A 20,928-nucleotide genomic window follows, 5' to 3' on the forward strand; every position below is an offset into this window, starting at 1 on the left:
GGCGGCCGGTCGTTCAGCGCCGGACGGCTTGAAGCAGGAACTCCTGGTTTCCGTCGCCCCCTTTCAAGGGGCTCTGTCGCCAGTGCTGGATGGCCAGCCCCTGCGCTTGGCAACAGGCGCGGATACGCGCTTCCACCTCAATGTAGCGCCATGGCTCATCGACGATGCCGCGCGAATTGACACCGCCCGGGCCCAGCTCGAACTGCGGCTTGACCAGGCTCAGCAGCTTGCCACCACTTGGCAACAGGGCAGCGAGGTCGGGCAGGACCAGCGTCTGAGAGATAAAGGAGACATCCATCACGGCCAGGTCAGGTCCTGCAGCCGCCAGAGCATCGAAGGCCGCCCGCAGCCGGGGTTCGCTGGCCATGGTGCGAGCGTTGAGTCCCTCCAGGCAGGTCACGCGGGGATCGTCGCGCAGTGCAGGGGCAAGCTGGTCATGGCCGACTTCCACGCCGATCACGTGGCGGGCGCCAGAGCGCAGGGCGCAGTCGGTGAAGCCGCCGGTGGATTGGCCGACGTCGAGAACCAGTTTGCCGGTGAGATCCAGGCTAAGCGCCTCGATCAGTGCCGCCAGCTTGAGCCCCGCCCGGGACACATAGTGCTCTTCGGGATCCTCCTCGACGCTCAGCCGGGTCTCTTCGGGGAGCTTCTCGCCAGGCTTCATCAGTGACTTGCCGCTATCGGCCAGGCGTACCCGGCCGTGGCGGATCAGCCGCTGGGCACGGGTACGCGAGCGGGCCAGGCCCTGGGTGACGAGAAGTTGGTCGAGGCGTGGCATGCCCCCTACGGCCCCTCATCCGCTTGCAGGTCCTTGGGCGGGAGGCGGTCTGCACCCCAGCTGCGCTGGATATAACCGGTCACCCGGTCAAGCTCTTCCTGGGTAATCCTGGCGAGCTCCCCCCGCTCCAGTGGGTCGTAATGGAAGATATAGAGCCTCGAGGCGAACTGCTCGAAGGGCAGCGATGATTCACCGAAGCGCTCGCCGTGGCCGGCGGTGCTCACCTCGATGCCGTCGCCCCAGTCCTGGCCGCTGTCGTTGTTGGGGTTGTAGAAGTAGATACGCATTGTATCGCTGGGGTCGAGCGTGACGCGCAGCATCGTGATGGCATGCCAGCCGATGAAGCGGGCCACACTGTCGGTCACGGCGATGCCGGCCGGCTGGGGGTGAATCAGCGGCTGGTTGCCATTGTAATAAGGATGATAGCTGGCATAGAAGTGGCGCAAGAAGTCGTCCAACTCGTGAAGTTGGCCGGTGGCCACGTCGACATTGATGCGAAAGCCGCGCCCCGACCACCAGCCGTGGAATTCCGGATTGACCCAGCGGTGGGGATCACCCTCGCGCTCGATGCAGCGTCGCCCCATCTCGGCGTAGATACGGTCAAGGTGCGGCACCACGATCAGCGATACCGGGTCGAGGTCCATGGGCAGGCTCTGTGCCACGCCGCCACTACTCTCCATCGAGGAGATCGGCTGGCCCTCGAAGTGCATGATGATCTCGTCGTCGCGGGCCGCCCAGGTCACCATCTGCAGCAGGTAGTCCGGATCGTTGTAGGCCCACATGGAGAGCGCGCGGGCCGACTGGCAGGTGGGGTTGTTGCCCTGACCCACGCCCAGCGGCAGCCCGAGCATACACAGCACCCCTTCCAGCAGCCGGGCGCGAGGTGAAGCGCTGTCGCCATAGGCCATGTTGAGGCGCGCCTCGGACCAGTCCGACAGCCTCAGCCCCAGTTGGCGCCACATGGCCGGCGCCACCGGTGGCTGATAGAGGATGCCACGCTCGAGCATCAGGGCTAGCCCGTAGACCGCCTGGGGCGTGGTCGGATACACCGCACCGCGGATCAGGGCGTGGACCAGTTCGCGATAACATAACAGGCAGTCCCGCCCAGTGGACGAGAGTCCCAGGGCCTCGGCCAGCAGGTGATCACCGTGGTCGAGAAGATAGCGCAGCAGGACAGCGTGATAGGGCGAGACCAGGCTGGTGTCGTGCATGGCCCTGGCGAAGCCGGTTGCCTCGTACTGCAGGGCGCCGCTGTCCATGCTTGACAGGCGCTCGCGGTAGGTGTCGATGCCAGGATCCTCGCGACACGCATGGGTGGGGCCGTAAAGAGAGCTGACCAGGCGATCGGCGCCATGCCCGCTGGTTCCCAGGTCGATCTCCGGATTGGCCTGGCAGATGGCGATCTGGGTGATCATCTGCTTGATCGTATCCACCTGGATCGGCCGCTGCTGCAGGATTCGCCAGATCTCGTCGATCAGGCGATCGATGACATGTTCATAGCCGATGCGCTCGGCCAGATGGTGGAACAGGTGGCGAGGAATCTGTGCCAGAGCACCCTGTGTTTCCCGCTCGGCCTCGGTGGGCGCACCGAACAGTAGCCAGAGGTTGAGTGCCATCACCTGTGTCAGGTAATGGTGGGCCTGCTCTTCGGAAAGCAGGGGATGGAGATACTCCCCCTTGGCGACGGCGAGGATGCGCAGTTCGCTGATCGACTCGATGACCACTACATTGGAATCGGCACTTTTCAGCGCATGGGTGGTCAGGGATGGCACCAGGTATTGGGGAGTCGCCCAGTCGGAGCCACGAAAGACTCCCGCCTGCTCGAGAATCTGAGCCCGCTGCTCGACGGCTTCACATCCGCCTTCCTGCAACATGACCCCCTGGGCGGTGTCGAAAACCCTGGCCAGCTGGCCAGGCTTGGCGAGCTCAGGTGCTTCGGCCAGCAGGGCGATGGCCTCGTCGAGCTTCTCGAGCAAGCCGGCTAGCTCGTCGCTGGCCAGTGGCGTCGTACGGGCGTCTTGCATTTGTCCAGGCGTGGTCACGCCGACTCCTTGTCGTCAGGCTGTCATCGTTCCATGACGCCTGTACCCGACAGAGAAATCAAGCTCTTCGATGTTCTTGAGTGGCACCGGGTTGCTGGCGGCGGCCGGCCGGATCGAGTGCCACGACCCTTGTGACCAGGACCAGGCATTGATATAGTGCGCCCCGCTCGACGTCGGCTTTGATCAACGTCGGGTGAGCGATGCCCTGGGCATCCTGCTGTGGTGGCCCCGTCGGTCCTCCCGCAACGCTAGACCGCAAACCCCGCCAGGCCCGGAAGGGAGCAACGGTAGTGGTGGACGCGTGTGCCGGGATGTGGCTGTCGGGGCCGCCTCCATTTTGGCTACTCATCTGTTTTGCAAGGGTTTTTCACCTCAGATCCTCCAAGTGATCCAATAGGTGATACAAAATGCCCTCATGCCCTCCTTACCTCATCTGTTCTCGCCACGGTATCTACTACTTTCGTCTGGTGGTGCCTGCTCACCTTCGTAGCACGGTAGGTCGTACAGAGATCCGCCAATCCCTTCGCACCAGAAGCAAACGAGAAGCATTGCTATCTTCTGCTCGTCTGTTCCTTGAATCTCAGTCCCTGCTAGGTCGATGTACGCCACCTGCTAATATTGCTCCATCTTCTCTGCTTGACATTACGCCTCAATCTTCCCCCTGCCTCACCTCCTTGCTGGAAGAATATTCACAGCTACAGAAGCGTTCGGCCATCTCTCAGAAAACGATAGATGACAAGGCTGCCTTAGTGAGGCTGCTAGCTAAAGTGGTGGGGGATGTTCCCATCTCGTCTGTTGGTGCCAAGGAAGCTAGAGAGTTTAGAGATATTGCCCTTCAGTTACCGCCATTGGCTGCTCGCAAGCTAAGCAAGCATCCTGAACTAAAGATTAGTGATTTTGTTTATTTAGTTGATGAAGAAAAAGCCATATCCATTACAACATACAACAACTATGTAAAAAACCTTAGTGCCTTCTTTAACTTTGCAATCGAGCAAGGATACATAGATAACAATCCCTTCAAGAATATGCGTATCAAGCAAAATGTAAAATCAAATGCTTGGCGTGATGTGTTCAGTAGTGATGATATCAATGCCATCCTTATTTCTACAGCAAATGAGAAAGGATATAAATATTGGCTGCCACGTTTAGCCCTTTATACAGGGGCAAGGCTTAATGAGCTATGTCAGCTTTACAAAAATGATATTATCTTAGTTGATGGTATGTGGTGTATCCATATTAATGAAAAGAGAAGTGACCAGAAACTTAAATCACTTCATTCTGAAAGGATGATACCTGTACATAGCAAGCTGTTAGAAATGGGGATAATAGATGTTGTAAAAGAAGGTAGGCTATTCCCTGAGCTAAGCTATCACGACAAACATGGTTACTCGGGACAACCTTCAAAATGGTTTTCAAGGGTAAGAAATTCATTGGAGATTCAAGGAGAGAAAAGGAAAGACTTTCACAGCTTTAGACATACAGTGGCTAATCAGCTTAAGCAGAAGGGGCATGCTGAATCATTGATAGCTGGCTTGCTAGGACATGCAACAGGAGGAATTACGAATACACGGTACGGAAAAGACTATGCTCCTGAAGTGCTGGTTAATGTGGTGGAGGAGATAGCGTACAGCTCGTCATAAGTATTGATTTAAAAGCCTAGCAAGCGTTTTAGCCATAGAAGCAGGGGGGTAGGTAGGGGGAAGGGGAGATCGTCGATTGTAGCCTAAGAATAAGGCGTTAAAACCATCCTGTTGCCTGCGGAACGCTTATTTGTGTATCCTTCCCTATACGCCACATATAGGATATAGAGAGAGGGTATGTTATAAGAAATGTTTTATAAGAGAGGACAAAAAAATCGTGCGCCATATAGTATAATTGAGCTAAAGATTGGCGGTTTAAATGAGCAAGTACAAAACTTAATCCATCCGGTATGGTGCTGCCATGACTCATTGCTACCGCAATCTCTCTGCTGAATACTGAGCCGCTATCATTCTGAAGTGGACTCTACTGTCAAGATAGAAATTGCTTGATTTCAATAAATCGCCTAAGACTCTAAGTTATTTTTTATACATAAACACTATAATCTCTGTATGTGAATATTTTTTTGTTTAGATGTAAAAAATTGCTTATTTTATTATAATTATATGGGATTTTTATATTCGTTAATCCAGTTGGAGATTGTTCTGTTTGATTTGCTCAGCTCCTTAGAAATAGCACGAGCAGACATTCCTTTTTCGTGCATAGCCAATGCTTTAGCTTTAAGCTCTTCCTTTTCTTGTTTTGCTTTGCTTGGTGCTTTCAGAGGGGGCTTTCCCATAATGCTGGTATCAATGTTGCACTTGACCTTAAGTGCTTTCTCAATATCCGTAGCAGTTTGATATGTTGGCACCACAGCCACTGTTGCACGAGTTTGCTTATCAAGTTTTCTCATTTCTGTTCTAAGGATGTACTGACAGATACCTGAATCCGTGAAATCGGCACCTCAAATCGCTTCTAACCCCCTGATGCGCATGGCAATATATCGATTGTCGCCGTTCACCCGGACATTTCCATGCCCAACGTCAAGTTCCGCGCCAGTCGCCGCACCCTCACCAGCCATGCCGGGCTGTCGATTATCGGGCAGTGCCTCGAGATCGCCGGCGTCGACAGCATCGACGGACGCTTCCCCACCACGCTGGGCATGCGTACCAGCGACGTGATCAAGAGCTACCTGGGCCTGCTGTGTTTGGGCATGAGCGACTATGACGCCATCGAGAACTTTCGCCGTGACAAGCCCTTCCAGCAACTGCTGACCCTACAGAAGGTGCCGAGCACCGCGACGCTGCGTCAGCGGATGGAGAAGCTCGCCGCCCAAGACCTGCAGGCGCGCACCGCCACCTGGTCCACCACGCTGCTGTCGCTGGCGGAGGTGCCCATCAGCGCCGAGAAGGGCCATGTCTGCCTGGATATCGACACCTTCGTCATGGACAACAGCAACTCGAAGAAGGAAGGCGTCTCGCGGACCTACCAGAAGGTCGATGGCTACACCCCGATCGCCGCTTATCTGGGCAACGAAGGCTGGTGCCTGGGCCTGGAGCTGCGGCCCGGCAAGCAGCACACCATGAAGGAGAGCAACGCCTTCCTGGAGCGGGTGCTACCCCGCGCCCAGGACCTGACCGAGCAACCGATCCTGCTGCGCGAGGACAGTGGCTTCGACAGCCAGGCGCACCTGGCCCTTATCGAACGGCACCGCCAGGCGTTTGCCGATGCGGGCCGCCGGCTGGATTACCTCATCAAATGGAACCCACGCGACTCGGCCAAGGCCGATCAGGACACCTGGCTAGCGGTAGCGGCTGACTATTGGCAAGAGCTGCGCCCTGGCAAGCGCCAGGCGCTGTGGACCCAGACCGTCTCGATCCGCGACGACAACAAGGTCGAATACGTCGTCAAGCGCGTGATGCGTCTGGTGGAGCGCACCGCCGATCGCGATGGTCAACTGCTACTCGAACCGGACTATGAGCTGGAAGGCTGGTGGACCAGCCTGGACGAGGCGCCGGAGGCGGTGATCAAGCGCTACCAGGCGCATGCCACCCACGAGCAGTTCCACAGCGAGATCAAGACCGATCTCGACCTGGAGCGGCTGCCCTCGGGCAAGTTCGCCACCAACGACCTGATCCTGCATCTCGCCCAACTGGCCTACAACATCTTGCGCCTGATGGGGCAGCTGGGCATGACCGGTGAGCTGAGCCCGGTCCGCCACCCGGCTAAGCGACGAAGGATACGGACTGTGTTGCAGGAACTGGTCCATCGTGCCGCCGTGATGAGCCACAAGGCGCGGCAAATCATCCTCGACTTCGGGCAGGACATCGGGCGCATGACGGTGTTGAACACCCTGCGAAGCCGCCTACGTTACCCGCGAGGCTCGCCATGTTGACCGCCGTCCGAAGACACTTTATCCACAGGCACTTCCGAGCGACGCGCAATCGCCAGACCGGCCGTGCCTGGTGGGTGAAAAAGCCGGAAAAGCCGGGCTATCTGTACCGTTCGGAACGGGCATTTTCGGTGACATCGCGCTCAATCACCCCGCAATTTTCGAATCAGGTGATCAAAAAATACTTGCTGGCGGTGATAGGGAAAGTGTCGGCACGAGCTTCACGGATTCAGGAGATATTCTCAATATACCTAAAATACCTGATTGCCCTCTCTCCTTTCTCTTTATCAATGCCAAGGATATCTAATAACTTAGCGTCCATACGTCCACGGATTGGTTCAGGGTTTCCATGTATAATATTGACTGTCCTGCTGAAGTGTGAATAGCTATTTACGCCACGAAGATCAAACTTAGTGAATTCTGCATTGGGATATTTATCGATTAACTCTTTATGTTTCATCCAATCAAAGCACTGAACCAATACTTTCTCATCAGCATGGTAGGAAAGTGCCTTATCAATAATCTTGAATCCCCAGCACTTATTATCAAACTCTTCACCTTTAACACCATCATCTCTGAGCATCATCATCTCTTTAGAGAACTTGTTGCCTTCAACCATTGGCACCAGGGTAGGGGGCATCTTGTAGCCTGAAAAGTCAGGAGTGTATTTTGATTCTTTGATGTTGATCCCTTTTGCTTCTACAAAGAGGTGGAACAAGGATTGCTCGATAGCATTACCAAGGATATGGAATTCCTTTGCATTACGAATGATTGGCTCATAATTAGCGTAGTTATGTACCAGAAAGGTAACGCCACCATCAGTCTTTGAAATTTCCTTCGTGACGACTGCTGTATCAGATAGCAAACCTCCAAGGATCAATGTATAAGCCTTATTTTCTGTTCGCCACGCATCAGCATAGAGATCGTTGGCTTTGATCTTCAGGTGAGGCTGGATACCACAGATACCGACAAGCTCTTCCATTCCATCATCAAGAAGGTCTGCAAAGAGAGTGTTGTATGTGTTAGCACCAACACGCTTATATTCGTTTAGATTAATTTCTGGAACTTCATCTACAACTATTTCCCAGCCCTCCAGATATTGTGGATCGATATTCAGAAGGGCGTTATGAGTGATAATCACCACAGACCCTTCTCTCCCTTCTGTAAGAGCTTTTTCAATACGCTCTCTCACAGGGATATTAGTTTTGTCATCAGAGTTAATTACTTCTGAGTCGTGATAGTGATCTTGATAGGTGTCTCCGATACGCTTGTTCACATCAATGCCAAGCTTCTTAGTTGGTGCTGCAAACAGGATATTCCTTTCTCCATCGAGGGAAGAGATAAACTCCTGTGTTTTACCACTTCCCATTAGAGCACTTGCATATTCTACTGTAGTCATATCTGTCATCTCCTTTCTATTGTCCTGAATCCGTGAGACCGGTACCCTAAAGCGCTTCTAACCCACTGACCTGCATGGCAATATACCCGATATCGCCCTTCACCCAGGCAGAGCCATGCCCAACGTCAAGTTCCGCGCCAGTCGCCGCACCCTCACCAGCCATGCCGGGCTGTCGATCATCGGGCAGTGCCTCGAGATCGCCGGCGTCGACAGCATCGACGGACGCTTCCCCACCACGCTGGGCATGCGTACCAGCGACGTGATCAAGAGCTACCTGGGCCTGCTGTGTTTGGGCATGAGCGACTATGACGCCATCGAGAACTTTCGCCGTGACAAGCCCTTCCAGCAACTGCTGACCCTACAGAAGGTGCCGAGCACCGCGACGCTGCGTCAGCGGATGGAGAAGCTCGCCGCCCAAGACCTGCAGGCGCGCACCGCCACCTGGTCCACCACGCTGCTGTCGCTGGCCGAGGTGCCCCTCACCGCCGAGAAGACACACGTCTGCCTGGATATCGACACCTTCGTCATGGATAACAGCAACTCGAAGAAGGAAGGCGTCTCGCGGACCTACCAGAAGGTCGATGGCTACACCCCGATCGCCGCTTATCTGGGCAACGAAGGCTGGTGCCTGGGCCTTGAGCTGCGCCCCGGCAAGCAGCACACCATGAAGGAAAGTAACGCCTTCCTGGAGCGGGTGCTGCCTCGCGCACAGGGCCTGACCGACGAACCGATCCTGCTGCGCGAGGACAGTGGCTTCGACAGCCAGGCGCACCTGGCCCTTATCGAACGGCACCGCCAGTCCTTTGCCGATGCGGGTCGCCGGCTGGATTACCTCATCAAATGGAACCCACGCGACTCGGCCAAGGCCGATCAGGACACCTGGCTAGCGGTAGCGGCTGACTATTGGCAAGAGTTGCGCCCTGGCAAGCGCCAGGCGCTTTGGACCCAGACCGTCTCGATCCGCGACGACAACAAGGTCGAATACGTCGTCAAGCGCGTGATGCGCCTGGTGGAGCGCACCGCCGATCGCGATGGCCAACTGCTGCTCGAACCGGACTATGAGCTGGAAGGCTGGTGGACCAGCCTGGACGAGGCGCCGGAGGCGGTAATCAAGCGCTATCAGGCGCATGCCACCCACGAGCAGTTCCACAGCGAGATCAAGACCGATCTCGACCTGGAGCGCCTGCCCTCGGGCAAGTTCGCCACCAACGACCTGATCCTGCACCTCGCCCAGCTGGCCTACAACATCCTGCGCCTGATGGGACAACTGGGCATGACCGGTGAGCTGAGCCCGGTGCGCCACCCGGCTAAGCGACGAAGGATACGGACTGTGTTGCAAGAATTGGTGCATCGAGCGGCCCTCGTTATCCACAAGGCAAGGCAGCTCATCCTCGACTTCGGGCAGGACATCGGGCGCATGACGGTGCTGACCACCCTGCGGGCTCGCCTGCGGTACCCGCGAGGTTCGCCATGTTGACCACCGGCCGAAGGCACGCTATCCACAGGCACTTCCAAGCAAGCGACACGCGATCGCCAAGTCTATCGTGCCCGACGGGTAGAAATGCATAACAAAACGGGCCGTCGGCACCGGCCGATGCGGCTATTGTGGGCCATGACAGGCTCGCATTGGTCGGTCGAGGCGGGATCGGTGGTCAAAAAATGCTCATTGGCGGTGATAGGGAAAGTGTCGGCGCCAGCATCACGGATTCAGGTATTGTGTAATCTGACGTAATCTGACGCCACTCAGCAAACCCTTACTGCCGAATACTACTGTGTACTTTCCCCTTAAGGAGGTACCCTATAATACGATATGCACACTATCCCATTAGGTTGCAGTATTTAATATATACTCGTATGATCCTCTCCATGTATTATTATTAGTATTAAAAAGACCCTCTAGGAATATCCCCCCTGAGGCTTTTCACAAAATGGAGATTGCATCATAGCAACTTATTACTAGTTGAAACCATAGAAAGGTTTTACCTGATTAGCAATGATCGTCAGCCCGGTTTGCCCTCATGACGACAAAAGCTATACTGTATATGTATATAGCTTTCAGGCGGAGGATGACGTCATGGCCATGAACCCCATCCAGTTTCAGCCCGGCCTGTCGATGCCCGAGTTTTTCGAGCGCTATGGGACCGAAGCGCAGTGTACGGCGGCGTTGGAGCAGACGCGCTGGCCGGACGGCTTTCGCTGCCCGCGCTGCGAGGGCACATCCTATTCCCGGGTGCGCCGGCACCACCATACGCTGTTCCAGTGCCGCGCCTGTCGCCACCAGACCTCGCTGATCGCCGGCACCCTGATGCAGGGCACCAAGCTGCCGTTGACCACCTGGTTCCTGGCGATCCACCTCATCAGCCAGGCCAAGACCGGGCTGTCGTCGCTCGCCCTCAAGCGTGACCTCGGGGTGAGTTACCCGACGGCCTGGCTCATCCACCACAAGGTGATGGAGGCGATGGCGGAGCGCGAGGCGCGCTACGTCCTCGAGGGTCCGGTCCAGGTCGACGATGCCTACCTGGGCGGAGAGCACCGTGGCGGCAAGGCCGGACGCGGATCGGAGAACAAGGTGCCTTTCGTGGCCGCCGTCTCGCTCAACGACGCGGGCCATCCGCGCTTCGTCAGGCTCACCCCCGTGGCGGCCTTCAGCCGTGAGGCGATTGCCGAGTGGGCCAAGACGACGCTGCGGCCTGGCAGCACGGTATACTCCGATGGCCTGGCCTGCTTCGGTGCCGTCACCAGCGCAGGATGTACGCATCAGCCCACCGTCGTTGCGGGACGCAAACCCCAGGACATGCCCGAGTTTCACTGGATCAATACGGTGCTCGGTAATCTCAAGACCAGCCTCTCAGGGGCGTACCATGCCTTCGGCTTCCAGAAATATGCGGCGCGCTATCTGGCCGCGTTCAGCTATCGCTTCAACCGCCGCTTCGACCTCAGGGTGCTGCCGACACGGCTGCTCATCGCCGCAGTACGCTGCAAGCCGCGGCCCCAGCGGGTGATTCGGTCGGCTGAGCTTCATTGCTAATCAGGAGGTTTTATGATAGATTCAAAATTATTAATGAATCTCGATTCCTTGTAGAATACAACATCTTAGGATGGATTTTTTTCTTGCGGGATACAGTATCTGACAGCTATATAGCAATATCTCTAATGAAACTTTGGCTTACAGCCAGATAAATCATTATTTATATTTGCTAGGCATACTGTCAGGACTAGGCACAAGGAAGAGGGAGGAGTATGGATGGGTTATCCTCCCTTAATAAAGATATTATTATTAGTAGGTATTGACAGATATATAGCAGGAGTGCTAGAGAGATTTCTGGCTACGCCATATCTTTCTCTATAAGTATTGCTAGGCATACTGTCAGGATGGCACGAAAGAGAAGGGGTTAAATAAATGAGCGGAAGCGAAGAAGGGGTTTTGTGTTCTAATTGTGCCAAGTCTTGACAGGTTGTCTTGTAGGTATTGTGGCTTACGCCATATGTATTACAATATATTCTGTCAATATATAGCACATAAGGAAAGGTCAAGATCGGGGAACTTCGTTATCACTCATGTTTGTTCCCCCTCTTAGAGATTGATTTGTAGGATGTACTAGCAAATAGTGCTAGAGATATTACTGGCTTTCAGCCAAATTGTTCTCTAGGAGTAAGTGCTATACCTTTCTACAATATAATCTAACAGAAGGGGAGGAGTAATGAATGGTGTGCCTCCCCTGGGGTTACAGGTTATCTTGCCAGTGTATCTAACACTATCCCTGCTAATTATCTGGCATTCGCCAACAGTCTTAGCAGATATCTTGTTAGCATTTCTGGAAAATATACTAATACTCCCATCCTTTGCTTATATTATATACTATGCGAAAGCTGGCTATTAGCGTATCACATTCCAAAATGATCCCCTCTTATCACCTGTATTCTTATCTATATATACTTCTCTATAGGAAAATTGAGATTGCTTGGTATCATTCTTACCTTGTATCACATATCAAACCCCAGCAATTACGGGAGTTCTGTTAGTCTTGATACCATCATTCTGAAAGAGCTTTTCAAAGGAATGAGGATCACAAGATACAAAAATTGACTTAATTAGAGAAAGCATCTAATATTTACGCTGATAGGCGTTGTTATTGCTTATAGCAATTATTGTGTCACCGTAGGGATCATTCAAAGAAGGGAAGGGTGAAATATATGATTAAGATACTAACATCGTTGTTGTTAGCTAGCGTATTGGCTGGTTGTGCTCTCTATTCCAATGATTACGCTCAAGTTGAACCAGTACCATTAGATATTCCCATTGAAGGTATTTGGTCTGGAGGTACATTAGGTTCCACCACTACTTATGTATTCTATCAAGATGGAAATGGATATGCTTGCACTGATTTTGGTGGTGATGCAAATATCGCTAGAGTTAAATATCTTGGTAACAATAAAGTTATGGGGAGCGGTGGGCATACTCAATCCATAAGTGTTGATGATGGTGTGATGACCATTCGTTACTTAGGAGTTAGCACTGATCTTATCCCAGATCCTGATTTAGACGAAGCTGCTGTGTTATGCCTTGAGCCTTTAAAGAGTGTGATGTGATATTTATTTATAGAAGATTTATTGAGGTGATAATATGAGAATTAATTCCATGATAAAGTTGCTAACATCACTGTTCTTAACTTCTCTGTTAGCTGGTTGTGCTGCTACTGCTCCTCCTCCTCAGAATTTTGATAGGGAAGTTTCTAAAGTCTATGAAACTCCTGGGGTAAGTGCTGAAGAGATATTCAATGAATCCCGTATCTGGATTGCTGAGAACTTCATATCAGCTAAAGCAGTGATTGAATATGAGGATAAGGAAAATGGTATTTTAATTGGCAATGGCAGTGTTGATTATTTGTGCTCAGGTATTGAATGTCTAGCTACTGAGAATTGGAAGTATCAGTTTACAATGCGTCTGGATATCAAGGAGGATAGATTTAAGACTGAGTTTATGAATATTCGAATCTTACCAGCCTCAGGATCTAGTGTAGATATAACTACTTCAGGGCGGATGGATAGGGCTCGTGCAACCCTACTTACTTTAAGTGATCTTCTGTACCAGCATATCACCTCAGATAATCGTTCATCTGATTGGTGAGGCTTACGTTAAAGGGGCTCTAGCATGAGTCCCCTTTTTCAAATGTGAGTGATGTGATTTTAATATATTGCTTCACAGGGCAAAAATCTTACCTGGTTCTTCCAGTCACGAAGTATGCAATATTCCCGTGGAAATCCACATCATTTAATCTCACTGTGTTTCTATCGCTGTTGTAATATACCTTAGCAGTGTAGTTGATAGTCCTAGAACCTTCTCTAAGTCCATACCTTACAGTTAGGTTGCCTGTTTCCATATCTCCTGTTACCTGGCAGTTTCCATTAGATACACCACCATAATTTCTTCTCACCATCATGTTGGTGGTTTGGCATACTGTTGTTGTTATCTTCTCTTTTTCTTGCTTGGCTTGTAACACAGGGTCTATGGGGTCTGGTTCACCACCACTCATTCCATACCCAATCAAGAACACTGCAACACTGGTGGATGCTCCCCATGCAAGTGATTTTTTATTGACTTCCTTCCTTTTTTTATCCCATACTATGTATTTATTAATACGCATTTTATTTTCAATGCCATCGGGTAATTTTGCTGAGTCTACTATCTCTTTGAATTTAGTTCTTGCATAGTCAGCGGTTATTTCTTTGCCTGTTTTAATTTCAATGTAGTGTGGTTCTGTTTCACCTGGTATTTCAATTTTAGAATGAAACACGTACTTATCAATATATTCAGTATTACCCTTTGAGTCTTTTTTCTCCTCTTGAACTTTTGTTATATCAGAGATTTTATTTACCATCTCCTTGTTGATGAATTGAACATTAACCTCCTGTGTTCCTTTCTTGGTCCATGAAAGAACTAGCAATCCTTCGCTTTTGTTTGCTAATATCTCAAAATTTAGAAATCCTTCAAGTTTTATTTCAACTATATCTGGAGCTTTTTCAAATATGAGAGATTTAATTAATGGAGATGGTACTTTAATGTTGTGATCTTCTAATATGTTGCCAACAATGGACTTGCTTATTTCACCTGAATGTGTGTATCTCGAGTAGTTTGAATTCCAAATTACTAAAGTTACTGCCACGCCAGATAAAAGAATTATCCAATGGAACAAAGTCATAATATTTTCCCTGCCTTACATGTTGACCATTGAAGTTGCTGGTTAGGATGATTATATGCATTATTTCTTTAATATTGTATGCCAGTATTCATGCAAATTCCAATTAGGTGATCTTTGAAATAGTGCTTTATAAAGTAGAGAAAACTATATCAGACATCACTATATTACAATAATTGATTACATAATACGTAATGGTGTAATTACGTTACGAAGAGTTAATATCAGAAAACTTTGTATTAGTGATATAGCCTCGGCAAAGGAGCGTTTTTTTCGTATCACCTGGCTATACGTGCCACATAGACGCCTAGGGAAGGGCAGGGATAGGCTCCTATCATCAACATCTTACAGACTTCTTTGGTGATACAAAATGGTGGTACAATCTAGGCCACAGCACTTCCAACTGATTAAATATCATTTTGTGCTGATATGTCGAAAAAGCCTTGCAAATCAACGTCGCAAACCCCGCCAGGCCCGGAAGGGAGCAACGGTAGTGGTGGACGCGTGTGCCGGGATGTGGCTGTCGGGGCCGCCTCCATTTCACTTGTCGGACAACCGCCTTCCCAGCGTCATTTGAACCCGCCAGGGTCCGTTACATTTCCGCACCATCGGCCTCGCCTCTCCTCCTGGATTCATCGCTCGTCAGTCGTTCAGTGCCTGCGTTACCCGCGATGCGGTGTATGGCGCATCGTGACCCTTACCGGAGCGTCCCCTTGGTTCCTCCTGCGCGACGCGGGGTGCTAATCTGGCCTGACTGAACGCCATTGGCACTTTTCCAGAGTCTTTCCAGCACATGACCGGGAGCGAACCACCATGAATGCGAGCCGTATTCTCGACCAGATAATGAAGCAGGCCGGCGGTGGTCGGCAGGGCAGCGGCCAGTCTGGCGGCGGCCTGGATGTTCAGGGGATGATAGATAGCCTCTCTTCGCAGCTCGGCGGCAGCGCCGGAGAGACGGGGAAGGGCAAAGGTGTCGATATGAAGAGCCTGCTCGGTGGCGGTGCACTGGGGCTGCTGGTCGGCTCGAAGCGAGGCCGCAAGCTGGGTGGCAAGGCTCTCAAGTATGGTGCCATTGCTGGCGTCGGCGCGTTGGCCTGGAAGGCTTGGCAGAACTCGCGCGGCGGTGACCAGGCTGAGACCGCCCGGGAAGGGCGTGCCATGGAGCAGTTGGAAGGCATGGCGCGTGAGCAGCGCAGTCTGGAGCTGCTTCAGGCCGTGATCATGGCGGCGCGGGCCGATGGCCATATCGATGATCGTGAGCGAGCCTTGATCAGCGAACAGATCGACGACCTGGGCGCGGATGCCGAGCTGCACGGCTGGGTGCAGTCCCAGCTCGAGGCGCCGCTGGATGCCGAAGCGCTGGCCCGGCAGGCGGATTCCCCACAGGCCGCTCGCGAGATGTACCTGATCAGCGTGGCGGTGATCGACGACCAGAATCCCATGGAGCGGGCCTGGCTCGACCAGCTAGGCCGCGCACTGGGCTTGGACGAAAACGTGAGGCAGGAGATCGAACGCCAGGCACTGGGGGGCTGAGCCGGACGCGGCTTCCCGCGGGGCGCCCCGGTCGCTAGAATGATTGGCTGAAGTCGGGCATCGGACCCGGTCAGTGCAGGTCCCCGGCATCCGTCACCCCACCGCTGCTTTTCGTCTTACCGCAAGGATTCCGCGCTGCATGAGCTATCAGGTTCTGGCCCGCAAGTGGCGACCGCGTACCTTTCATGAACTGGTCGGCCAGGAGCATGTCCAGCGCGCGTTGGTCAATGCCCTGGATCAGGGGCGGCTGCACCACGCCTATCTGTTCACCGGCACCCGCGGGGTGGGCAAGACAACCCTGGCGCGGATCCTGGCCAAGTGCCTGAACTGCACGGCGAACGGCCAGGGCGATGAAGGCGTGACTTCGACGCCTTGCGGTGAGTGCGACAGCTGTCGCTCCATCGACGAGGGGCGCTTCGTCGACCTGATCGAGGTCGATGCGGCCTCGCGCACCAAGGTGGAAGATACCCGCGAGCTTCTCGACAACGTCCAGTACGCGCCCACCCAGGGGCGCTACAAGGTATACCTCATCGACGAGGTGCACATGCTCTCCACCAGCAGCTTCAACGCCTTGTTGAAGACTCTGGAAGAGCCGCCCCCGCACGTGAAGTTTCTGCTGGCGACCACCGATCCCCAGAAACTGCCGCCCACGGTGCTGTCACGTTGCCTCCAGTTCACCCTCAAGCATATGCCGCCCGAGCGCATCGTGGGCCACCTGGCCAAGGTGCTCGAAGCCGAAGCGGTGCCCTTCGAGGAAAGTGCCCTGTGGCTGCTGGGCAAGGCCGCCGAGGGCTCCATGCGCGACGCCATGAGCCTCACCGATCAGGCGATCGCCTTTGGCCAGGGCGAGGTGCACCATGCCGACGTGGCGGCGATGCTCGGCACCCTCGACCATCGTCATGTCCTGGGGCTGGTCGAGGCCCTGGCCGCGGTCGATGCTCCCCGGCTGCTTGCCGAGGTGGCCACCCTGGCCGAGCAGGGGCCGGACTTCGCCGCGGTACTCGACGACATCACCGGCGTGCTGCATCGCCTGGCGATCGCCCAGATGGTGCCCGATGCCGTGGATAATGGCCACGGCGATCGCGAGGCGTTGCTCCAGCTCGCCGCGCGCTTTACCGCCGAGGACATCCAGCTCTACTACCAGATCGGTATCCAGGGCCGTGGCGACATGGAGCATGCCCCGGACCTGCGCACTGCCCTGGAGATGACCCTGCTGCGCATGCTGGCCTTCCGCCCCCAGGGCGTGCCTCGCCCCCCGCAGACGCCGCTGCCCCTTCGCGGTGATGGTGCTTCCGGTGGTGCGGCGCCTACTGGCGAAGCGCCAGCACAAGGCGGGTCGATCCCCGAGGATAGCCCGTCACCCCGGCCCTCTCAGGCGTCGTCCGAGGCCGCCAACGAGACCCCGGCGGTCAGTCCGATACCTGATACCCCTCCACCGGTGCCGACTGCCGGAGCCGTGTCTGCCCCGGCGCCGGACGCTGAGCCGCCCCCCTGGGTCGAGCGGGAGCAAACGAGTGAGCCCGTGCCCGATCTCGGGAGCGAGACCGAGCCGGCTGTGGCGGTGCCATCCGCGCCGCCCGCTTTGGCGACGCCGGCCCAGCCGACCCCCGCGGACGGACACCTCGGTCATACCGACTGGCTGGCCTGTTTTGATTCGCTGGGGCTGGGCGGGCTGACCCGCAACCTGGCTGCCCACTGCGTGGTCGAGGCCGATGACGGTGAGCAGTTGACACTGCGTCTCGACCCTTCCCAGGAGGCGATGCAGGCCGATATTCATGTGAAACGTATTCGCGAGGCGCTGGCGGCCATCGGTATCGAGCGTCATCTGATACTGTCGCCGGGGGCGTTGCCCCCGGGGGTCGAGACCCCCAAGCAGCAGACTGACCGCTTGGCCGCCCAGCGGCATACCGAGGCGATTGAAGCCTTGAACCGTGACCCCCATGTACAGAGACTGCAACAGGCCTTCGGTGCACGCCTGATCGAATCCACGGTCAAGCCCACCGTTTCCCAGGTACGCGGTTGAGCCGCGCCGCCGCCTTCGATCACCAACTAAGTCAATCACCAACTATGAGAGAGGAATCCGCCATGATGAAGGGTGGAATGGGTAACCTGATGAAGCAGGCCCAGGAAATGCAGGAAAAGATGCAGCGCGCCCAGGAGGAGGTCGCCAAGGCCGAGGTCCAGGGCGAGGCCGGAGCCGGCATGGTCAAGGTGACCATGAACGGACGTCATGATGTGAGCAAGGTCGATATCGATCCGAGCGTCATGGAAGAGGACAAGGAACTGCTCGAGGACCTGCTCGGCGCGGCCGTGAACGATGCCGTGCGCAAGGTAGAGGCCAGCTCCAAGGCCAAGATGGAGGAGGCCACGGCCGGTCTCGACTTGCCACCGGGTTTCAAGATGCCCTTCTGAGCCTGGATCGCCGATGAGCTTTTCCCCGCTGGTCGAGAGACTGATGGAGTCGCTGCGCGTGCTGCCGGGTGTCGGGCCCAAGACTGCCCAGCGCATGGCCATGCACCTGCTTGAGCGTGATCGAGACGGCGGCCGGCGCCTGGTGGAAACGCTGGGCGTGGCGCTGGAGCGGGTCGGCTATTGCCGGCGTTGTCGCACGCTCACCGAGGAGGACGTCTGCAGCATCTGCACCAGTGCGCGGCGTGACGATGACCTGCTCTGCGTGGTGGAATCTCCCGCCGATCAGCTCGCCATCGAGGAGGCCGGCGGTTATCGTGGCCGCTACTTCGTGTTGCATGGCCACCTCTCGCCGCTGGATGGCATCGGCCCCGAGGATATCGGTCTCGACCGGCTCGAGGAACGCGTTGCCGAGGGTGGCGTGGAGGAGGTGGTGCTCGCCACCAACCCCACCGTGGAGGGCGAGGCGACCGCCCACTACATCGCCGCTCAGCTTTCTTCCCTGGGCGTGAGGCTCTCACGGTTGGCCTATGGTGTTCCCATGGGCGGTGAGCTCGAATACGTCGACGGCGGCACCCTGAGCCGTGCCTTCAACGGTCGCCTGCCCTTTCGGGGCGAGTGACGACCCTTTCCCTGCCGGAACCCTGCATGCCACTGACTCCCGAGATTCGCTGGATCGATACCCCCGAGGCCCTCGACGCCGCCTGTACCGAGGTGGCGTCGGCCGAGGTCATCGCCCTGGACACCGAGTTCTTCCGCGAGAGTACCTTCCATCCGGTGCCGGCGTTGATCCAGTTCACCGCGGGCGGCTCCGCCTTCCTGGTGGACCCCCTGGAAGTCGCCTGTACCGAGGCCTTCCGGCGGCTGCTCTCGTCGGGGCCTCTCAAGCTGCTGCATGCATCCAGCGAGGACCTCGAGGTCTTCGCCCATTGGGCCGGTGTGCCGGTGGTGCCGCTGGTGGATACCCAGATCGCCCAGTCGCTGCTCGGCGAGGTGCCCTCCATGGGCTACCAGAAACTGGTGGAGTTCTGGGTCGGCGAGACCCTGCCCAAGGACGAGACCCGTTCCGACTGGCTCAAGCGCCCGCTCAGCGAGACCCAGCGGCTCTATGCCGCTCTCGACGTGGTCTACCTGCTGGAGGTGTGGCAACACCAGCGCGAGGCACTGGAGCGTCAGGGCCGGTTGGCCTGGGTCGAGGCAGACTGTGCGGATCTGGTGGCCCAGTCGGCCCGCAGCGACGCCGCCGATGGCCAGTGGTACCTCCGCCATCGCCAGCTGTGGCGGCTTTCGCCGCGTCAGGTGGAGGCCTACCGGCGCTTGACCCGCTGGCGTGAGGGAGAGGCCCGGCGTCGCGATGTGCCGCGGGGCTGGCTGGTGCCTGACCGGCTGCTCTACGCCATCGCCGAGCAACTGCCGGAGAACCGCTTCGAGCTGGCGCGGATCGAGGACATCAAGCCGTCGCTGGTCAAGCGCGAGGGTGACGAACTGCTCAGGCTGGTAAGCGAGGCGTTGCACGTCGACGCAAGCGAGTTACCGTCGGCGCCGCTCTCGCCGATGGACCCCGCGTTCAAGCAACGCCTCAAGGCGCTGAAGAAAGTGGTCAATGCCGAGGCACAGGCGCTCGGCGTGGCGCCGGAGGTGCTGCTCAAGCGCCGTGACCTGGAGACCCTGGTGGGCGCCGACCTCACGGGCCAGCCATTGCCGTTGCCCCAGGGCTGGCGCGGCGACCGACTGAATGCGGGCCTGGCGGCGGCCCTAGAGGAGGTATCCCGATGAGCGATGATCGCATGCGGGGTGACAAGCTGCTGTGCCAGGTCTTCAAGAGTTCGCGCAAGGAGCAGATGTATCTCTACGTGGACAAGCGCCAGGGCGTCGAAGAGGTGCCGGAAGTGCTGCTCGAGAAGTTCGGCAAGCCGCTACCGGCCATGACCCTGATCCTCACCCCGGAGAAATCGCTGGGGCGAGCCAAGGCCGTTGACGTCATGGCCGCCATCCGCGAGAAGGGTTACTACCTGCAGATGCCGCCGGCGAAGGAGGATTATCTGCTGGACCTCTATCGCACCCCTACCTAGGCGCGGTACTAGTCTAACGCGCCCGGTGACGCGCGAACCCCGCTTAACGCGCCCGGTGACGCGCGAACCCCGCTGAATACCGCCCGGCGACACTTGAAGCTCGCTGAGTCGTGTCCCGCGCCGCATAGGAGACCTCATGAGAGAACGGTTCTGGGAGCGCTTCGACCTGGAGGAGCTCACCGACGAGGAGTGGGAGGCACTCTGCGACGGCTGCGGCCAATGCTGCCTGCTCAAGTTCCAGGACGACGAATCCGGCGATCTGGCGGTGCTCAACGTCGCCTGCGAGCTGTTGGATATTCACAGCTGTCGCTGCAGTGACTACGCCAATCGCTTCGCCAGGGTGCCCGACTGCACGCAACTCACCCCCGAGCGCATCGACGATTTTCGCTGGCTGCCAAAATCTTGCGCCTATCGTCGGGTGGCGGAAGGGCGCAAGCTTGCTGCCTGGCATCCGCTGATCGCCGGGGGGCAGGAGCGCATGCACCGCAAGGGCATCAGCGTGCGCAGTTTCGCTGTCTCGCAGCGCGAGGTCCCCGAGGAGGAACTCGAGGAGCATATCATCGCCATCCTGCCTATCGACGCCTGAGC

At 55.8% G+C, this 20,928-nt stretch carries 18 protein-coding genes and 2 other RNA genes; 15 read left to right on the plus strand and 5 right to left on the minus strand.

Annotated elements, in window-relative coordinates:
* Nucleotides 1-13: 13 nt before the first annotated feature.
* Both U5L98_RS06850 and U5L98_RS06855 read right to left on the minus strand, forming a co-directional pair.
* Nucleotides 14-778, minus strand: a complete 765-nt coding sequence (locus U5L98_RS06850; RefSeq protein WP_322557577.1) for a TlyA family RNA methyltransferase — start codon at nt 776-778, stop codon at nt 14-16.
* A 5-nt stretch (nt 779-783) separates the two neighbouring features.
* Nucleotides 784-2,802, minus strand: coding sequence for a hypothetical protein (locus U5L98_RS06855; protein ID WP_322557882.1), 2,019 nt, complete (start codon nt 2,800-2,802; stop codon nt 784-786).
* Between the two features lie 247 nt (nt 2,803-3,049).
* On the opposite strand from U5L98_RS06855, the gene ffs (U5L98_RS06860) reads away from it, so the two are divergent.
* Nucleotides 3,050-3,146, plus strand: an RNA gene (gene ffs, locus U5L98_RS06860) — signal recognition particle sRNA small type.
* Nucleotides 3,147-3,227: 81 nt separating this feature from the next.
* On the plus strand, nt 3,228-4,460 hold the full coding sequence (locus tag U5L98_RS06865) for a tyrosine-type recombinase/integrase (RefSeq protein WP_322557578.1): 1,233 nt from the start codon (nt 3,228-3,230) through the stop codon (nt 4,458-4,460).
* Between the two features lie 500 nt (nt 4,461-4,960).
* Here the strand turns inward: U5L98_RS06865 and U5L98_RS06870 are convergent, their stop codons facing one another.
* Nucleotides 4,961-5,251 (minus strand): helix-turn-helix domain-containing protein, encoded by a 291-nt coding sequence (locus U5L98_RS06870; protein ID WP_322557579.1) that lies wholly within the window; start codon nt 5,249-5,251, stop codon nt 4,961-4,963.
* A 120-nt stretch (nt 5,252-5,371) separates the two neighbouring features.
* On the opposite strand from U5L98_RS06870, the gene U5L98_RS06875 reads away from it, so the two are divergent.
* Nucleotides 5,372-6,733 carry an IS1380 family transposase gene (locus U5L98_RS06875; RefSeq protein ID WP_322557580.1) on the plus strand — a complete coding sequence of 454 codons (1,362 nt, stop codon included), beginning with the start codon at nt 5,372-5,374 and terminating at the stop codon, nt 6,731-6,733.
* Between the two features lie 226 nt (nt 6,734-6,959).
* Here the strand turns inward: U5L98_RS06875 and U5L98_RS06880 are convergent, their stop codons facing one another.
* On the minus strand, nt 6,960-8,129 hold the full coding sequence (locus U5L98_RS06880; protein ID WP_322557581.1) for a hypothetical protein: 1,170 nt from the start codon (nt 8,127-8,129) through the stop codon (nt 6,960-6,962).
* A 115-nt stretch (nt 8,130-8,244) separates the two neighbouring features.
* Here U5L98_RS06880 and U5L98_RS06885 point away from each other — a divergent pair, with 115 nt between their 5' ends.
* The 4 genes from U5L98_RS06885 to U5L98_RS06900 all read left to right on the plus strand — a co-directional run bounded on the left by U5L98_RS06885 (nt 8,245) and on the right by U5L98_RS06900 (nt 13,257).
* A complete protein-coding gene (locus tag U5L98_RS06885) occupies nt 8,245-9,606 on the plus strand; it encodes an IS1380 family transposase (protein ID WP_322557582.1) in 1,362 nt (453 codons plus the stop codon).
* Nucleotides 9,607-10,203: 597 nt separating this feature from the next.
* The gene (locus tag U5L98_RS06890) at nt 10,204-11,157 is read left to right on the plus strand and encodes an IS1595 family transposase (RefSeq protein ID WP_322557381.1); all 954 of its coding nucleotides are present in this window, start codon (nt 10,204-10,206) and stop codon (nt 11,155-11,157) included.
* A 1,166-nt stretch (nt 11,158-12,323) separates the two neighbouring features.
* On the plus strand, nt 12,324-12,719 hold the full coding sequence (locus U5L98_RS06895) for a J517_1871 family lipoprotein (RefSeq protein WP_416208212.1): 396 nt from the start codon (nt 12,324-12,326) through the stop codon (nt 12,717-12,719).
* A gap of 49 nt (nt 12,720-12,768) precedes the next feature.
* On the plus strand, nt 12,769-13,257 hold the full coding sequence (locus U5L98_RS06900) for a DUF4468 domain-containing protein (protein ID WP_322557584.1): 489 nt from the start codon (nt 12,769-12,771) through the stop codon (nt 13,255-13,257).
* Between the two features lie 88 nt (nt 13,258-13,345).
* Here the strand turns inward: U5L98_RS06900 and U5L98_RS06905 are convergent, their stop codons facing one another.
* Nucleotides 13,346-14,329, minus strand: a complete 984-nt coding sequence (locus U5L98_RS06905) for a hypothetical protein (RefSeq protein WP_322557585.1) — start codon at nt 14,327-14,329, stop codon at nt 13,346-13,348.
* Nucleotides 14,330-14,763: 434 nt separating this feature from the next.
* Here U5L98_RS06905 and ffs (U5L98_RS06910) point away from each other — a divergent pair.
* From ffs (U5L98_RS06910) to U5L98_RS06945, 8 genes are all read left to right on the plus strand, one after another.
* Nucleotides 14,764-14,848, plus strand: an RNA gene (gene ffs, locus U5L98_RS06910) — signal recognition particle sRNA small type.
* 291 nt (nt 14,849-15,139) lie between these two features.
* On the plus strand, nt 15,140-15,859 hold the full coding sequence (locus U5L98_RS06915; RefSeq protein ID WP_322557586.1) for a tellurite resistance TerB family protein: 720 nt from the start codon (nt 15,140-15,142) through the stop codon (nt 15,857-15,859).
* Nucleotides 15,860-15,998: 139 nt separating this feature from the next.
* On the plus strand, nt 15,999-17,882 hold the full coding sequence (dnaX, locus tag U5L98_RS06920; protein ID WP_322557587.1) for a DNA polymerase III subunit gamma/tau: 1,884 nt from the start codon (nt 15,999-16,001) through the stop codon (nt 17,880-17,882).
* A gap of 62 nt (nt 17,883-17,944) precedes the next feature.
* Nucleotides 17,945-18,271: a YbaB/EbfC family nucleoid-associated protein gene (locus U5L98_RS06925; protein ID WP_322557588.1), complete on the plus strand. Its 327-nt coding sequence runs from the start codon at nt 17,945-17,947 to the stop codon at nt 18,269-18,271.
* A gap of 13 nt (nt 18,272-18,284) precedes the next feature.
* Nucleotides 18,285-18,890, plus strand: a complete 606-nt coding sequence (gene recR, locus U5L98_RS06930; protein WP_322557589.1) for a recombination mediator RecR — start codon at nt 18,285-18,287, stop codon at nt 18,888-18,890.
* A 26-nt stretch (nt 18,891-18,916) separates the two neighbouring features.
* Complete coding sequence (rnd, locus tag U5L98_RS06935) at nt 18,917-20,044, plus strand: ribonuclease D (protein WP_322557590.1); 1,128 nt, start codon at nt 18,917-18,919, stop codon at nt 20,042-20,044.
* Entirely contained in the window at nt 20,041-20,340 is a 300-nt protein-coding gene (locus U5L98_RS06940; RefSeq protein ID WP_322557591.1) for a YcgL domain-containing protein, read from the plus strand. Before rnd ends, U5L98_RS06940 begins: the two co-directional genes overlap by 4 nt.
* A 136-nt stretch (nt 20,341-20,476) precedes the next feature.
* The gene (locus U5L98_RS06945; RefSeq protein WP_322557592.1) at nt 20,477-20,926 is read left to right on the plus strand and encodes a YcgN family cysteine cluster protein; all 450 of its coding nucleotides are present in this window, start codon (nt 20,477-20,479) and stop codon (nt 20,924-20,926) included.
* The last annotated feature ends 2 nt before the right edge of the window (nt 20,927-20,928 follow it).

This window comes from Halomonas sp., assembly GCF_034520545.1.
Lineage (GTDB): Bacteria > Pseudomonadota > Gammaproteobacteria > Pseudomonadales > Halomonadaceae > Halomonas.

Bases quoted from the DNA above. Each gene is read 5' to 3' on its own strand.
- U5L98_RS06850 (WP_322557577.1), bottom strand. From the start codon at position 778: ATGCCACGCCTCGACCAACTTCTCGTCACCCAGGGCCTGGCCCGCTCG.
- U5L98_RS06925 (WP_322557588.1), top strand. From the start codon at position 17,945: ATGATGAAGGGTGGAATGGGTAACCTGATGAAGCAGGCCCAGGAAATG.
- U5L98_RS06880 (WP_322557581.1), bottom strand. From the start codon at position 8,129: ATGACTACAGTAGAATATGCAAGTGCTCTAATGGGAAGTGGTAAAACA.
- U5L98_RS06875 (WP_322557580.1), top strand. From the start codon at position 5,372: ATGCCCAACGTCAAGTTCCGCGCCAGTCGCCGCACCCTCACCAGCCAT.
- U5L98_RS06870 (WP_322557579.1), bottom strand. From the start codon at position 5,251: ATGAGAAAACTTGATAAGCAAACTCGTGCAACAGTGGCTGTGGTGCCA.
- rnd (WP_322557590.1), top strand. From the start codon at position 18,917: ATGCCACTGACTCCCGAGATTCGCTGGATCGATACCCCCGAGGCCCTC.
- U5L98_RS06890 (WP_322557381.1), top strand. From the start codon at position 10,204: ATGGCCATGAACCCCATCCAGTTTCAGCCCGGCCTGTCGATGCCCGAG.
- recR (WP_322557589.1), top strand. From the start codon at position 18,285: ATGAGCTTTTCCCCGCTGGTCGAGAGACTGATGGAGTCGCTGCGCGTG.
- U5L98_RS06940 (WP_322557591.1), top strand. From the start codon at position 20,041: ATGAGCGATGATCGCATGCGGGGTGACAAGCTGCTGTGCCAGGTCTTC.
- U5L98_RS06895 (WP_416208212.1), top strand. From the start codon at position 12,324: ATGATTAAGATACTAACATCGTTGTTGTTAGCTAGCGTATTGGCTGGT.
- dnaX (WP_322557587.1), top strand. From the start codon at position 15,999: ATGAGCTATCAGGTTCTGGCCCGCAAGTGGCGACCGCGTACCTTTCAT.
- U5L98_RS06915 (WP_322557586.1), top strand. From the start codon at position 15,140: ATGAATGCGAGCCGTATTCTCGACCAGATAATGAAGCAGGCCGGCGGT.
- U5L98_RS06945 (WP_322557592.1), top strand. From the start codon at position 20,477: ATGAGAGAACGGTTCTGGGAGCGCTTCGACCTGGAGGAGCTCACCGAC.
- U5L98_RS06865 (WP_322557578.1), top strand. From the start codon at position 3,228: ATGCCCTCATGCCCTCCTTACCTCATCTGTTCTCGCCACGGTATCTAC.
- U5L98_RS06885 (WP_322557582.1), top strand. From the start codon at position 8,245: ATGCCCAACGTCAAGTTCCGCGCCAGTCGCCGCACCCTCACCAGCCAT.
- U5L98_RS06905 (WP_322557585.1), bottom strand. From the start codon at position 14,329: ATGACTTTGTTCCATTGGATAATTCTTTTATCTGGCGTGGCAGTAACT.
- U5L98_RS06900 (WP_322557584.1), top strand. From the start codon at position 12,769: ATGATAAAGTTGCTAACATCACTGTTCTTAACTTCTCTGTTAGCTGGT.
- U5L98_RS06855 (WP_322557882.1), bottom strand. From the start codon at position 2,802: ATGCAAGACGCCCGTACGACGCCACTGGCCAGCGACGAGCTAGCCGGC.